The organism is Bacillus cereus group sp. BfR-BA-01360 (genome assembly GCF_022663595.1).
GTDB lineage: Bacteria > Bacillota > Bacilli > Bacillales > Bacillaceae_G > Bacillus_A > Bacillus_A cytotoxicus.
Genome location: NZ_JAKUFV010000012.1, coordinates 1 through 13,576 on the forward strand (window position 1 = coordinate 1; position 13,576 = coordinate 13,576).

Sequence of the window (13,576 nt, forward strand, 5' to 3'; positions counted from 1 at the left end):
GTCTCCGATTCTCATTTTTCTCTCATTATACAAGAAATACCCTATAGAATAGACCTTTTTTTAAGTGTCTATCCTATAGGGTACATTTTATAGCATCGGCTCTTTTTTATTGATGATTTCGCATAATCCACTCTGCATGCGCATTTGTAGAGGGTGGTGACTCTGGTACTTTTTTGTTTGCAGCAGGTTTCTCCTCATTATTTGCACCTGATTGTGAAGATGTATTTTTGTTTGCATCTTTATTTTGCTCTGCTGTTCCTTCGTTTGTATCGGTTGTTGATTCGGTTTGTTCATCAGCTTTTCCGATATTTTTCTTAATCGAATTACGAATAACTTGCATGCTTATTTCATCTGGAATGAAGTAATAGATTCCATCTATTTTTTTGTCTTCTCCTTCTAGTTTTAACGTTTCGATATGAGAAGGATCGAAATCAGAAAATTTCTTGTAAACAGCAAGCCCATCAAAGATCGGTATATCAGTTTTTATATATTTTCCAACGACATCTGCTAAATCTTTAATTTTAAATACGGTTGATGCAGAGTTCAATTTGTGTATAACAGCAGCAAGTACTTGACGCTGTCTTGCGGCACGACCGTAATCTCCATTTGGATCCTGCTTTCGCATGCGAACATAAGCAAGAGCTTCTTCCCCATTTAAATCGTGCTTTCCTTGTTTAAAGTGGATTTTTTTATCATAGTTCGTATCGGAACGTTCCCAAAAATCAAATGGGACATCGACAGTAACGCCTCCCACTGCATCGACAATTCCTTTAAATCCTTTAAAGTCAATTTTTACATAGTGATCAACAGGAACTTCTAAAAAGTTTTCAACAGTGTCTATTGCCATACTTTCTCCGCCATAAGCATGTGCGGCATTGATTTTGTCTTTTCTATTCTTTCCTGCAATCGTTACCCGTGAGTCACGTGGAATACTCATGAGGGAGACCTTTTTAGATTTCGGATCCACGGTTGCAAACATAAGGGAATCCGTTCGACCGTTTTGCCCATCCGTTGCATAATCTTCAATCCCCATAATAAGAACGGTAAACGGAGTTTTTGTAATTTCTACATCTTCTGCACGTAACTTGGATTTATCGCGTGTAAAGCCATTATACATTTCCATAAGCGAAGAGTAAGAATTAAGAAAGTATAGCCCTACACTGCCAAATAGGCATGCAAAAATAAGAAAGAGAACCAATTTACGTCTACGTTTCTTTTTTACTCTTCTTTTTTGGAGATGATGATAACGATCTTCCATATATAATCTCCTTTTAATGTAAGGTTATAATCTTAGCTATTCTATTTCCGTAATGGAAGTTAGAATAGTCTTTTATATTTGTCACTCAGAACAAGATTTATTGTGGGACATCTTGTTCGAGGTATAGCATATCGTCTTCTTTAATTGTACATTGCCCATTTGTTAGTTCAATCATCCAATCGGTAAAGTTTTGTTTCTGATCTTCTTCTACATACGTAGCAAACGTTACGTTCTCTAAGTACTGTATATCTTTGATGGCATACTCAGAGTGGCGCAATTCATTCTCAACTTTTCCGAGTAATGTATAGTCAATCTCTGTTTTCATCACACGCATTAGTTTTCGTTCGACTATACCTACATGGTTAATCCCTTCACTTGTACATTTTCCGTATGCGCGAATGAGACCGCCTGCCCCTAGTTTAATACCACCAAAGTAACGTGTAACGACAACGACGGTATCTTTCAAACCGCGTTTTTTAAGTACTTCTAGCATTGGAACGCCAGCTGTACCGCTCGGTTCGCCATCATCATTTGCTTTTTGAATTTGATCTTGTTCGCCGATTAAATAAGCAGAACAGTTATGCGTCGCATTCCAATGTTGTTTTTTTATTTTTTGGATAAATGCTTGCGCCTCTTCTTCAGTTTTGGCTCGGCTAATATAACAGATAAATCTTGATTTTTGAATGACAATTTCGTGCTCACCGTAGCCTTTGATTGTTAAATATTGTAATAACAATGATATACGCCCCTATCTTTCGGAATCACTAGTATTTACATTGTAAAAGGGAGCGTTTTTAGATTCAAACATTTTTTAAAAATATATCGTAAATTTAGGCGGAGATTTAATGTTTTTATTGTAATTTGTTGATGCTTTTATTATAATTTTTAACCAGCATTTTCATACATTAATGCACCTTTTCTAGTTTTCGTGTAAAATTAGAAATAAAGTGAAACTTTAATCAGTGGGGGGTTCTTCATCCATCACTGATTATGAGCCCTCACCAATCGGGCTGTTACGGGCATTCCTACTCCCACCTATCTTCTTTGTTACTCTTTGAACCTTGAGGTGGGAGTCTTACTGCCCTAAAATAGCGGAATAAAAAATTTTTATAAGGTAGGTACGAAAATGAGAACAGCTATTGTTACTGATAGTACAGCATATATACCAAAGCATATTCGTGAAGAACTCAATATACACATGATTCCATTAAATGTTGTTTTCGGAACAACATCTTATCAAGAGGAAGAAGAGATAACAGCTGATGATTTTTATGTGAAAGTACGTGAACAAGAAGAATTGCCAAAGACTTCTCAGCCGGCAATCGGAAAGTTTGTCGAGCTGTTTGAAGAATTAGCAAAAGAATATGATGCTGTTATTAGTATCCATCTTTCAAGTGGGATTAGTGGGACATATCAAACAGCGACAACAGCTGGACAGATGGTCGAGGGTATTGATGTGTACGCATATGATTCTGAAATCAGTTGTGAAGTGCAAGGGTTTTATGTTCGTGAAGGGGCAAAAATGGCGCGTGAAGGCAAGACACCTGAAGAGATTTTAAAGCGATTTGATGAGATGAAAAAGACGATTGATGCATATTTTGTTGTGGATGATCTACATCATTTACAACGAGGCGGTCGTCTGAATAGTGCACAAGCGTTTATTGGAAGCTTACTTCAAGTGAAGCCGATATTATATTTTAGAGATAAAGTTATTATTCCTTTTGAAAAAATTCGTACGCGCAAAAAAGCATTAAAGCGCATTGTTGAAATCTTTGATGAGCAGGCGAGTAAAGGGCTGCCAATGGAAGCTGTTATTATTCATGCAAATCGTGAAGAGGAAGCAGAGGCATGGAAGCAAGAATTGCAAGAGAAATATCCACATGTTACAATTCGAACTAGCTATTTTGGAGCTGTTATTGGTACGCATTTAGGAGAAGGCTCGATTGGCTTAGGTTGGTATACAAAATAAAAAATGTAAAAGCTCTCTTTTTTGAAGAGAGTTTTTTTACGGATTGGTATGGCCGTTCGTTCTACCATTTGTTTCTATTTTGGAAATGGAAGTTTTATTGTTCGTAGGTCCTCAATTTGAGAAGACTAGTTAGCAGTGGTGAGGGAAAAATGCGGATTAAATTCCCGCTTTATTTGACAAGTAAATATTTAGGAATGATAAAATGTACATAATTTAAAATGAAGAAAGTTTTATTGCTTACTTTTTATAAGAAACTATATTACAATAAAAGAGAGGTGAAACATATGGAGCATAATTCTTGCTTATGTCCAAAGTTCGAGTCGGCCTTCACACTGCTTAGTAAGAAGTGGACGGGGTTAATTATTAAATCTTTATTAGAAGAGCCGAAGCGTTTTAGAGAAATCGCTGATATTATCCCGGATATGAGCGATCGTATGTTGTCAGAGCGTCTAAAGGAATTAGAAAGCGAAGGCATTGTTGTTCGTAATGTGTATCCAGAAGTACCTGTCCGAATTGAATACGGACTAACTGATAAAGGAAAAGCACTGGAGAGTGTTATGAACGAGGTTCAAAATTGGGCTGAAAAATGGGTGAAATAAAAGTAAGTTAAGTAATGCTTTGTATACTGGAAAAAACGTAGGGCGATCCTACGTTTTTTTCTGTAACAAATAGATGACAATTATATAAAAAAACGATGTTTTTTCTTAAGATTCTACAAATATATATAGAATTAGAGCTGGTTTGTGCTTGGATTTCCGAAAGAATATTACATTTATTTTACAAAAACGTAACATTGACAAAAAAACTGCCGAATTATGGTATAAGTTTTAATAGATTATATTCGGAAAAGAAAGCGGTGTAAAAACAAAATGAAAAAGCTAAAGATGGCATCTTGCGCATTGGCTGCAGGAATGATGTTTTCAGTGGTAGCACCAAATGTATTCGCAGAAAAGATTGATGACGTAAAAACACAAATTAATGCACAAAATGATACTTTACATAAACAACAACAAGAACGTGATGAGCTTCAGAAGCAAATGAATGACTTAAATAAAACGATTCAAAACTTAGATAAGTCTGTTCAAGAGAATACAGCGAAGCTTGATGAAACAACAAAAAAAGTTGCTGAAACAGAGCAATTAATTGAGGAGAAAAGTAAGCATATTGCTGAGTTACAAACAAAGATTTCTAAACGTGAAGAATTGCTGAGAAAACGTTTAGTAGCACTTCAAGAACAACCAAATACGAACGTTGTAGCAGAGGTTGTTGTGAACTCTAAGAACATTGCTGATTTAGTAGATCGTTTAACTTCAGTTTCTAAAATTCTTGAATCTGATGAAGATATTATGAAAACGCAACAAAGCGATCAAGAAGCTGTGAAAAGAGACGTTGAAACAGTTAAGCAAAAGCAAAAAGAGCTGAAAGAAGCACAATCAAAAATTGAAGCAGCAAAGAAAGAGCTTGATGCTGAAAAAGCAAAAAAACAAGAAGCGGTAAATGAATTAAGTGCTAAAATGGACACTGTTGTAAAAAATATGACAAGTACAGAAGGTCAATTAAAAGAGCTTGAAAAGCAAGCGTTATATTTACAACAATTAGCTGAAAAAGAAGAACAAGAAAAAGAAAAAGCTGCACAAGAAGCGGCTGCTCAAAAACAAGTAGCAGAGGCTCAAACACAACAAGCAGCTCCGCAAGAACAGCCTAAAAAAGAATCGAAAAAATCAGCTCCAACTCCTGCGCAAAACCCAGCTCCAGTTCATGGTGTGATTGGTAAAGCACAGCAATATTTAGGTATGCCATACGTTTGGGGAAGTGCATCTCCATCAAACGGTGGTTTTGACTGCAGTGGTTTCATCTCTTATGTTTATGGAGTAGGTCGTCAAGATGTTGCTGGTTACTGGAACTCTGTTTCTAAAGTAAGCAGTCCACAACCAGGAGATTTAGTATTCTTCCAAGGTACTTACAAAGCAGGTCCATCTCACATTGGTATTTATGTTGGTAATGGACAAATGATTCATGCTGGTGATAAAGGTATTGCATACTCTAGCTTAAGCAGCAGTTACAATCAAAAACATTTCTTAGGTTATGGTAGATTCTAAGATTTGTAACATATAAAACATGTGTATAAAGTCGATAGCTTACTATTTTATAAGTAGGTTATCGGCTTTTTTGATTTTTTACAGTGTTACGACAAGGAAGTAAAGTAGAGAAGGGGGGATGTCTAATGATACAAAAAGGAAGACAAATGTTATTGCATGAACTTTCATGGTCAAAAGAACAGTTGCACGATTTCATAAGTAGAGGGGAGATTGTATTAGAAAAAGGGATTGTTCGAAAAAATTCCAATTATATATGCCAACGTTGCGGGAATCAAGAGAAACGTCTATTTGCATCATTTTTATGCAAAAGGTGTAATCAAGTATGTGCGTATTGCCGGAAGTGTATTATGATGGGACGAGTAAGCGAATGTACGATGCTTGTTCGAAGTGTTTGCGAAGGGAAACAAGAATGTTTTCCTCATGCCTTGCAGTGGAAAGGAGTATTGTCACCGGGGCAAAATAGAGCTGCAAAGGGGGTAGTAGAAGCGATTAAACAGAAAGAGTCCTTTTTTATTTGGGCGGTATGTGGTGCTGGAAAAACGGAGATGTTGTTTTCTGGCATAGATGAAGCGCTTAAAAACGGTAAGCGAGTTTGTATAGCGACGCCTCGAAAAGATGTTGTATTAGAATTAGCTCCACGACTACAAGAAGTGTTTCCAGATATACCATTTGCGACATTATACGGAGGCAGTAAAGAATATGAAAAAGAAGCGATGCTTATCGTAACTACAACTCATCAGTTGCTTCGCTATTATAGGGCGTTTGATGTCATGATTATAGATGAAATTGATGCTTTTCCGTATGTGATGGATCATATGTTACATGAGGCCGTAAGAAAAGCGGCGAAGGAGGATGCTTCCTATATTTATTTAACAGCAACTCCAGAAGAGAAATGGAAACAGAGTGTGCAAAATGGTAAACAAAAAGGTGTTATTATATCAGGACGTTATCATCGCCATCCATTACCGGTTCCTAAATTAAAATGGTGTGGAAATTGGAGAAAACTACTTCGACGTAAACAAATTCCTCAAGTTCTATTGGACTGGCTTCTTATATATCTACAAAAACATTATCCTATCTTTTTATTTGTTCCTCATATTTGTTATGTAGAGGAAGTAACGGCTGTGTTACAAAGATTACATCATAAAATTACTGGTGTTCATGCAGAAGATCCAATGAGAAAAGAGAAAGTAGAGGCATTTCGTAAAGGGGATATACCATTACTCATAACTACAACTATATTGGAGAGAGGGGTAACGGTCGCGAATTTACAAGTAGCTGTGCTAGGAGCAGAAGAGGATATTTTTTCTGAAAGTGCACTGGTTCAGATAGCGGGCCGCGTTGGTAGAAGTTCTCACAATCCAAAGGGGGAAGTCATTTATTTTCATTATGGAAAAACGAAAGCAATGACTGCTGCGAAAAAGCATATTCAATTTATGAATAAAAGGGCTAAACGAGAAGGGTTGATAGATTGATGCACTGTTTACTTTGTGACGATTATATTGCCGAAGAAGCGAGTTGGTATTCTTTTTTTATTCGGCCTCACGATAGATACATATGCAATCTATGTGAACGAAAACTTTCCTATATAACAGGAGAATTTTGTCATGGCTGTGGTCGTCCGTTATCTTCTCTTGATCCGGCATATAGGTACGGGGAAATTTGTAGAGATTGTATGAAATGGAAAGAGGAAAATTGCTTTCCTTTCATAAAGAATCGTTCTACATATGTGTATAATGATGGAATGAAAGAGATATTAGCACGGTTTAAGTTTCGAGGCGATGCAGAGCTTGTGAAGGTTTTTCAAATTGGCTTTGTATCGACATTTCAAAAATACTTTTCAAATGCACAATTCCTTATTCCTGTGCCCCTTAGTAAAGAACGAGAGTATGAGCGGGGCTTTAATCAGGCTGAACGATTAGCAGCCTGCTTGCCAATTCCTATTTTACCAACATCTTTAACTAGAAAAGAGACAGAGAAACAGAGCAAAAAGGGGAGAATAGAGAGAATAGCTGCTGCCAATCCTTTTTACTTTCAAGAAGAAGAGTGTTTGACAGGGCAACATCTTGTAATTATAGATGACGTATATACGACAGGTATTACGGTGAGGCAAGTCGGTGAATTACTATATCATGCAGGTGCACAAAGTGTATCCAGTTTGACGCTTTGCCGAGGATAGTAGATGTCGAAAGATACAATAAAAAGGCGACAAGTCTTCTTTGACTTGACAGGTTGTCATTCGTTATAGTCAAACTATAGGACAAATGTCCTGATTTTTAGAGTGAAGGGAATGGAACAAGCATGCAAGGAAGAGTAAAATGGTTCAATGCAGAAAAAGGATTTGGATTTATTGAACGCGAAGATGGCGATGATATTTTTGTCCATTTTTCTGCAATTCAGCAAGAGGGGTATAAAACATTAGAAGAAGGACAAAATGTGGAATTTGATATTGTAGATGGAGCACGTGGACCGCAAGCGGTGAATGTTGTGAAGTTGTAAAGGATTTTAAGAACATAGAGCTGCGATTGTGGCAACGTTTATATAATTGGAAACCCTTGCTGAGACAAGGGTTTTTATGTTATATGGATTCTGTTAGGTAGAACCGCTATCGATTGGATTTTTCCTTATGTAGAAAGTATTGTCAAAAAGTTGTTTCTTTTCTGTAACGAATTGTCCATACTTATATTCGTTATGTATAGTGTTAATAGGGTAAAATGAAAATAGAAACGATGCATCTTTTCAACAAAAAATGATAAAAATTGCAATTTCAACAACTTTTTTAAAAAAGTGAAAAGGGTTTTTTAAGCCGGTGTCGAAATAATATACATAGGCTTGAAAGGAGGAATTCATCTATGAAATTCAACATTCGTGGTGAAAATATCGAAGTAACTCCAGCATTAAAGGAATATGTAGAAAAGAAGCTGAGCAAAATAGAGCGCTATTTTGATACATTCCCAGAAGTGAAGGTCAACTTAAAAGTATACTCTGACAAGCAAAGAGTCGAAGTAACAATTCCATTTACAGACTTATTACTTCGCGCCGAAGAAACTCATAGCGATATGTACGCTGCAATTGACTTAGTAGTTGATAAAATTGAGCGTCAAATTCGTAAGCATAAAACAAAAGTAAATCGTAAGTTACGTGAAAAAGGTTCTGCTAAAACTGCCTTTATTCTTCCAGATCAGTTAGGTCAAGAAGAAGTACAGGAAGATGAATTAGAACTTGTACGTACAAAACGATTTGACTTAAAACCAATGGACGTTGAAGAGGCGATTTTACAAATGGATATGTTAGGTCATAACTTCTTCGTCTTCACAAATGCAGATACAAACGAAACAAATATCGTATATGGCCGCAAAGATGGAAAATATGGATTAATTGAAGCAAAATAACGATTCAAAAGCGTAGCTGTCAAAGGCTACGCTTTTTTTTTGAATTGTATGAAATAGAATGTGCCTATTATTTTGTAGGAAGCACTGATTTATAGAATTTTTGTTCAGTTGTTCCTGTATTATTATCGTTTTTTGTCATAGTATAAAAAATCGAGTTATTTTATATAAAGGATACATTTGGACGATTGTTGTCATAGCTATAAAACAAGTGTTACAATTATCATTAGGTTTATACATTTTGGTTTTTTAAATTAGGAGAGAAATTGGCAGAACATAAATTGCTTTTTATCACGACTGATTGATGAAATATAGAGAGCAGACAATCAGAGGTGTTATTTTAATAAAAGAGGAGCGTATTTCCTATGATCGGTATTTTAAAAAAGGTATTTGATGCAAATCAACGCCAAATTAAACGTATGCAGAAAATGGTAGATCAAATCGAGTCACTTGAACCGACTATAAAGCCATTAACTGATGAACAATTAAAGGGAAAAACAGCTGAGTTTAAAGAACGTCTGGCAAAAGGTGAGACAGTAGATGATTTATTACCAGAAGCTTTCGCTGTTGTGCGAGAAGCGGCACACCGCGTTCTGGGTATGCGCCCATACCCAGTTCAGTTAATGGGTGGTATTGCTTTACATGAAGGGAATATAGCAGAAATGAAAACTGGTGAAGGTAAAACGTTGACGTCTACCTTACCCGTATATTTAAATGCTTTAACAGGTAAAGGCGTTCATGTTGTGACAGTCAATGAATATTTAGCACAGCGTGACGCAAGTGAAATGGGAAAACTTCATGAATTTCTTGGTTTAACAGTGGGAATTAATTTAAATAGTATGTCGCGGGAAGAGAAACAAGCTGCGTATGCTGCTGATATCACATATAGTACAAACAATGAACTTGGTTTTGACTATTTACGTGATAACATGGTGCTATATAAAGAGCAGCGCGTGCAACGTCCGCTTCATTTTGCGATTATTGATGAAGTCGATTCTATCTTAATAGATGAAGCGCGTACGCCGCTTATTATTTCTGGACAAGCACAAAAATCAACAGAATTATATATGTTTGCGAATGCATTTGTTCGTACATTAGAAAATGAAAAAGATTATACATTTGATGTAAAAACAAAAAATGTGATGTTAACAGAAGATGGAATTACAAAAGCGGAAAAAGCATTCCATATCGAAAATTTATTTGATTTAAAACATGTAGCACTTCTTCATCATATTAATCAAGCTCTTCGTGCACACGTTGTTATGCACCGTGATACGGATTATGTGGTACAAGAGGGCGAAATTGTTATCGTAGACCAATTCACTGGTCGTCTTATGAAAGGACGCCGCTACAGTGAAGGGTTACACCAAGCAATTGAAGCAAAAGAAGGCGTAGAAATTCAAAATGAAAGTATGACGCTTGCCACAATTACATTCCAAAACTACTTCCGTATGTATAAAAAGTTATCAGGTATGACTGGTACAGCGAAGACAGAAGAAGAAGAGTTCCGCAACATTTATAATATGAATGTTATTGTTATTCCAACGAATAGACCTGTTATTCGTGATGACCGTGCCGATTTAATTTTTAAAACGATGGAAGGCAAATTCAATGCGGTTGTTCAAGATATTGTGAAACGTCATAAAAATGGTCAACCAGTCCTTGTTGGTACTGTAGCAATTGAAACGTCAGAGCTTATCTCAAAAATGTTAACAAGAAAAGGTGTACGTCATAACATCTTAAATGCGAAAAACCATGCGCGTGAAGCCGATATTATTGCAGAAGCTGGTGTGAAAGGCGCTGTAACAATCGCCACGAATATGGCTGGACGGGGTACAGATATTAAGCTAGGTGAAGGTGTAAAAGAAGTTGGCGGTTTAGCCGTTATCGGGACAGAACGCCATGAGAGCCGCCGCATTGACAACCAGTTACGCGGTCGTGCTGGACGTCAAGGAGACCCTGGTGTGACGCAGTTCTACTTATCTATGGAAGATGAACTTATGCGCCGCTTCGGTTCTGATAATATGAAAGCGATGATGGATCGCCTCGGAATGGATGATTCACAACCAATCGAAAGTAAGATGGTTTCTCGTGCGGTAGAATCAGCTCAAAAACGTGTAGAAGGAAACAACTATGATGCACGTAAGCAGCTTCTACAATATGATGATGTACTTCGTCAACAACGTGAAGTAATTTATAAACAACGTCAAGAAGTAATGGAATCTGAAAACTTAAGAAACATCATCGAAGGGATGATGAAGTCTACGGTAGACCGTGCAATTGCGCTTCATACACAAGAAGAAGTGGAAGAAGATTGGAACATAAAAGGTCTTATTGACTACTTAAATACAACTCTTCTTGAAGAAGGCGACATTAAAGAAGAAGAATTACGTCGTCTTGCCCCAGAAGAGATGAGCGAACCAATTATGGCAAAAGTATTAGAGCGCTATGATGCAAAAGAAAAACTTCTGCCAGAAGAACAAATGCGTGAATTTGAAAAAGTTGTTGTGTTCCGTGTTGTAGATACGAAGTGGATGGATCATATTGATGCGATGGATCAACTTCGTGAAGGGATTCATTTACGTGCTTACGGTCAAATTGACCCACTTCGTGAATATCAAATGGAAGGCTTTGCGATGTTTGAAGCGATGATCGCTTCCATTGAAGAAGAAATCTCTCGTTACATTATGAAAGCGGAAATCGAACAAAATTTAGAGCGCCAAGAAGTGGCACAAGGAGAAGCAATTCATCCAGTAGATAGCGGTGAAGAAGCAAAGAAAAAACCAGTTGTTAAAGGTGAACAAGTTAGACGTAACGACTTATGTCCATGTGGTAGCGGTAAAAAATATAAAAACTGCTGCGGTGTTGGGAAATAAGAAAAGCGGAGGCGGCTCGTTCAGAATGGGAGGGGGATGGAACTCCTGACAAAGAGGCGCACTTTGCCTCGGAGGAAGGAGTGAAGCCACCGAACATTCTAGCGGCCGGAGCTGGATCAAAAAAAGCGGAGGCGGCTCGTTCAGAACAAAAGAGGCCATTGGAACTCGTAAGAAAGCAGTGAAATGATCAACTGTTCTGACCACCAGAGCTGAATTAAAGAAAAGCAACTTGTATCCTGAAGCAAGCATTTCTGCGAAGAAAATGGAAAGTTTTTAGAAATATCCATATAATAAAAAGAGCGAAACTCTCTCTGGAAAAGGCGGGGAGAGTTTCCCTTGTTTTTTTATCAAGCGTAACAGTAATTGCATAGAGGTGAAGGAAATGGAATTAGTTGAAATTAGACAGGAATTAGAGAAAATGGCTAAGAGATTAGCGGCTTTTAGGGGGTCTCTTTGACCTTCCTGCAAAAGAAAAGCGCATTGCAGAATTAGAAGAAACGATGATGGAAGCTGGCTTTTGGGATGACCAACAAGGTGCTCAAACTGTTATTAATGAAGCAAATGCATTAAAAGATATGGTTGGGAAGTTCCGTCAGCTAGATGAAACATTTGAAAATTTAGAAGTAACACATGAACTGTTAAAAGAAGAGTACGATAAAGATTTACATGAGGAATTGGAATCTGAAGTGAAATCTTTAATACAAGAAATGAATGAATACGAATTGCAATTGTTATTAAGTGATCCTTATGATAAAAATAATGCCATTTTAGAATTGCACCCAGGTGCAGGTGGAACAGAGTCACAAGACTGGGGATCGATGTTATTGCGCATGTATACAAGATGGGCTGAAAAGCGCGGATTTAAAGTGGAAACAGTAGATTACTTACCAGGTGATGAAGCTGGTATTAAGAGTGTGACGCTGTTAATTAAAGGTCATAATGCATACGGTTATTTAAAAGCTGAAAAAGGTGTACATCGTCTTGTTCGTATTTCACCATTTGATTCTTCAGGTCGTCGCCATACATCATTTGTATCTTGTGAAGTTGTACCTGAATTTAATGATGAAGTTGAAATTGAAGTACGTACAGAAGATTTAAAAGTGGATACGTACCGTGCAAGTGGTGCTGGTGGACAGCACGTTAATACGACAGATTCAGCAGTTCGTATTACACATATACCGACAAATACGATTGTAACTTGTCAATCGGAACGTTCACAAATTAAAAACCGTGAGCATGCGATGAAAATGTTAAAAGCAAAATTGTACCAAAAGAAATTAGAAGAGCAACAAGCGGAATTAGATGAAATCCGTGGGGAACAAAAGGAAATTGGCTGGGGTAGCCAAATTCGTTCTTACGTATTTCACCCATATTCTCTTGTTAAAGATCATCGTACAAATACAGAGGTTGGTAACGTACAAGCGGTTATGGATGGAGAAATCGACCCATTTATTGATGCATATTTACGTTCTCGTATTTCCTAAAAAGCATACTAAAAATAGTAGCGCAGATCATCACCACTATGGTCTGAACTACTATTTTTTATAGTGGAGGAAAATGAAGTGCAGCAGTGGCTAGCATACAAAACTCCGATTTCGCACAGAAAAATGTGCTCTTGCACTGTTTTTTCTTATGTGAGCCTTTCAATTGTTGATTAGAAGATGCGGCATGTAAACGGTGGATTATTTTTTAATATTAGCATGAGGTACTGCGTGATGCTTATGTATGTTTTTTGATAGAGAATTAAAAAAGGGCTCCAAAAACTCAAGTTTCACTGCCTTTTTGGATACCCCACATCGGAGAGAAAATAGAGGATAACAAGAGGCTGTGTCTGTATAGGTAGGAAAAAGGAGGAGAAGTTGAGTAGCAACTTCTTTTTTGCTGGAGTTGCTTTTAGCATACAAGGTTACATATTGTTTTGTAAAAAGCAGAAAATATAAGAATTAGGATGCAAATGAAGAAAATGCATCCAAGATTTTGGATTG

The 13,576-nt window shown here is 37.1% G+C and carries 11 protein-coding genes; 9 read left to right on the top strand and 2 right to left on the bottom strand.

Annotated elements, in window-relative coordinates; translation table 11 throughout:
- Window positions 1-106: 106 nt before the first annotated feature.
- Together MR056_RS12450 and MR056_RS12455 are read right to left on the bottom strand one after the other, a co-directional pair.
- Complete coding sequence (locus MR056_RS12450; protein ID WP_012096186.1) at window positions 107-1,258, bottom strand: LCP family protein; 1,152 nt, start codon at window positions 1,256-1,258, stop codon at window positions 107-109.
- Window positions 1,259-1,355: 97 nt separating this feature from the next.
- Window positions 1,356-1,994 (bottom strand): YigZ family protein, encoded by a 639-nt coding sequence (locus MR056_RS12455; RefSeq protein WP_012096185.1) that lies wholly within the window; start codon window positions 1,992-1,994, stop codon window positions 1,356-1,358.
- 390 nt (window positions 1,995-2,384) lie between these two features.
- On the opposite strand from MR056_RS12455, the gene MR056_RS12460 reads away from it, so the two are divergent.
- From MR056_RS12460 to prfB, 9 genes are all read left to right on the top strand, one after another.
- Window positions 2,385-3,227, top strand: a complete 843-nt coding sequence (locus MR056_RS12460; RefSeq protein ID WP_012096184.1) for a DegV family protein — start codon at window positions 2,385-2,387, stop codon at window positions 3,225-3,227.
- Between the two features lie 284 nt (window positions 3,228-3,511).
- On the top strand, window positions 3,512-3,826 hold the full coding sequence (locus MR056_RS12465; RefSeq protein ID WP_242136563.1) for a winged helix-turn-helix transcriptional regulator: 315 nt from the start codon (window positions 3,512-3,514) through the stop codon (window positions 3,824-3,826).
- Window positions 3,827-4,096: 270 nt separating this feature from the next.
- Complete coding sequence (locus MR056_RS12470) at window positions 4,097-5,326, top strand: C40 family peptidase (RefSeq protein WP_087099355.1); 1,230 nt, start codon at window positions 4,097-4,099, stop codon at window positions 5,324-5,326.
- Window positions 5,327-5,451: 125 nt separating this feature from the next.
- On the top strand, window positions 5,452-6,801 hold the full coding sequence (locus MR056_RS12475) for an ATP-dependent helicase ComFA (RefSeq protein ID WP_048723495.1): 1,350 nt from the start codon (window positions 5,452-5,454) through the stop codon (window positions 6,799-6,801).
- Window positions 6,801-7,505, top strand: a complete 705-nt coding sequence (locus MR056_RS12480; protein ID WP_048723493.1) for a ComF family protein — start codon at window positions 6,801-6,803, stop codon at window positions 7,503-7,505. The genes MR056_RS12475 and MR056_RS12480 overlap by 1 nt, the downstream gene beginning before the upstream one ends.
- 122 nt (window positions 7,506-7,627) lie before the next feature.
- Window positions 7,628-7,825, top strand: a complete 198-nt coding sequence (locus MR056_RS12485; RefSeq protein WP_012096179.1) for a cold shock domain-containing protein — start codon at window positions 7,628-7,630, stop codon at window positions 7,823-7,825.
- A 353-nt stretch (window positions 7,826-8,178) separates the two neighbouring features.
- Complete coding sequence (gene hpf / locus MR056_RS12490; RefSeq protein WP_012096178.1) at window positions 8,179-8,718, top strand: ribosome hibernation-promoting factor, HPF/YfiA family; 540 nt, start codon at window positions 8,179-8,181, stop codon at window positions 8,716-8,718.
- Between the two features lie 362 nt (window positions 8,719-9,080).
- Window positions 9,081-11,591: a preprotein translocase subunit SecA gene (secA, locus tag MR056_RS12495; RefSeq protein ID WP_087099353.1), complete on the top strand. Its 2,511-nt coding sequence runs from the start codon at window positions 9,081-9,083 to the stop codon at window positions 11,589-11,591.
- Window positions 11,592-11,973: 382 nt separating this feature from the next.
- A protein-coding gene (gene prfB, locus MR056_RS12500; RefSeq protein WP_109090158.1) for a peptide chain release factor 2 occupies window positions 11,974-13,075 on the top strand; the annotation gives its coding sequence in 2 pieces (ribosomal slippage) (window positions 11,974-12,045 and window positions 12,047-13,075; 1,101 coding nt in all).
- Window positions 13,076-13,576 lie beyond the last annotated feature (501 nt).